General features: G+C 65.1%; 1 pseudogene. It reads right to left on the bottom strand.

Going from position 1 to position 218, the window contains the following annotated elements:
* Positions 1–218, bottom strand: a pseudogene (locus tag AF337_RS11565) (adenylate/guanylate cyclase domain-containing protein); the annotation flags it as partial.

Genomic DNA, 218 nt, shown 5'->3' with positions numbered 1-218 from the left:
CCTGAGCGCCGTCTCGACAGCCGCGGCGGCGGCGGCGTGATTGCCCCAGACCAATTGAACATATGCGACCGCCATATGGGCTTCGGCATTGGCGGCACCAAGCGACACGGCCTTTTGTGCCGAGGCGATTGCCTGCTCGTAACGTCGGTCTACAGCCTGCATGATGGCGAGGACCGCGTAGGGTGACGGAAGTTCGGGGTCGAGGGCAAGGGCGCGAC

The sequence above is a fragment of the Rhizobium ecuadorense genome, assembly GCF_001187535.1.
Classification (GTDB): domain Bacteria; phylum Pseudomonadota; class Alphaproteobacteria; order Rhizobiales; family Rhizobiaceae; genus Rhizobium; species Rhizobium ecuadorense.
This window is presented reverse-complemented; position numbering and strand designations above follow the sequence as displayed.